Origin of the sequence: Duganella vulcania (assembly GCF_009857655.1) — a bacterium.
Taxonomy (GTDB): Bacteria; Pseudomonadota; Gammaproteobacteria; order Burkholderiales; family Burkholderiaceae_D; genus Rugamonas; species Rugamonas vulcania.
Genome location: NZ_WWCX01000246.1, coordinates 1 through 1,340, shown reverse-complemented (window position 1 = coordinate 1,340; position 1,340 = coordinate 1). Strand labels below are relative to the sequence as shown.

At 73.1% G+C, this 1,340-nt stretch carries 1 protein-coding gene and 1 pseudogene; both read left to right on the top strand.

The window, feature by feature from the left end:
- A pseudogene (locus GTP90_RS35730) lies at nt 1-238 on the top strand (alcohol dehydrogenase catalytic domain-containing protein); the annotation flags it as partial.
- Between the two features lie 22 nt (nt 239-260).
- The coding region (locus GTP90_RS35725) for an AMP-binding protein (RefSeq protein WP_161087933.1) at nt 261-1,340 on the top strand (1,080 nt) is incomplete at its 3' end.

Below are 1,340 nucleotides of genomic sequence, written 5' to 3'. Positions count from 1 at the left end.
GCTGGCGGCGCTGGCAGCCAAGCGGCGCGCCGCGGCCGGGGCACCGCGCGGCGCGCGCTACGCCTGGACCGTGTTCCGCTCCGACCACAGCGCCCACGACTGGCTGGCCGAATACGCGGTCACGCGCCAGGTGGAGCCGCCGCTGCAGGCGTTCCGCATGAGCGAGGTGGCGGCCGCACATGTGCATGTCGAGGAGCGCCGGCTGGGCCGCGCCGTGCTGTTGCCGAACAATTTTTAAACCACAAAAACGGAGACCAACCATGCCTGACCATTCCCCCATTCCGCCGGCACCAGCCGCCGGCATCCGCTCGCAGGACGAGCTGACCGCCTACGAGCAAACCCCGTGGCAGCGGCAGCTACCGGCCCGCAGCACCTACGAGCTGCTGCGCCAGGCCTGCGTACGCGATCCGCAGCGCACGGCGCTGCGCTTCGTGCCGACCGGCGCGCCGGATGCGCCGGAGTACGCGGTCGACTACGGCACGCTCCTGGCGCAGGTGACACGCGCCGCCAACGCCTTCCACCGCGCCGGCGTCGCGCCCGGCCAGGCGGTGACGCTGCTGCTGCCCAACCTGCCCGAGACCCACTACGCCCAGCTGGGCGCGCAGGCGGCCGGCATCGCCAGTCCGGTCAATCCCATGCTCGACATCGAGCACATCGCCAGCATCGTCGACGCCACCGGAGCCGTCGCGCTGGTGGCGCTGGCGCCGGCGCCCGAGAGCGACATCTGGGCCAAGGCGGTGGCGGTGGCCGAGCGCTGCCCGTCGCTGCGCACGCTGTTCGTGGTCAGCCCGGCGCCATATGCCGGCCCTGCAGCCGGCGCGCTCGAGGCGCTGTACCAGGCCGCCCCCAAGCCGCTGCGTGCGGGCCTGCGCATCGTGCGCTTCGACCAGGCGCTGGCCGCCGAGCCTTCGGACCGGCTGCTGTCGGGCCGCGTCATCGACGGCGGCGAACGCTGCGCCTACTTCCACACCGGCGGCACCACCGGCCTGCCGAAGATCGCCATCCACACCCACCTGAACGAAACCTTCGTGGCCTGCATGCTGGGCGCGCTGGAGCCGCAGCCGCACGTGGTGCTGTGCGGCCTGCCGCTGTTCCACGTCAACGGCGCCATGGTGACAGGGCTGGCCGCCTTCCACGGCGGCTGGGAGGTGGTGATGCTGACGCCGCAGGGCTATCGCGGCAAGGACGTGCTGCCGAACTTCTGGCGGCTGGTGGAGCGCTTCCGCGCCACCACCTTCAGCGCCGTGCCGACCGTGTTCGCGGCGCTGGCCGGCCTGCCGCGCGACGGCGCCGACCTGTCATCGCTGCGCCACGCCTTCTGCGGCGCGGCGCCGCTGCCG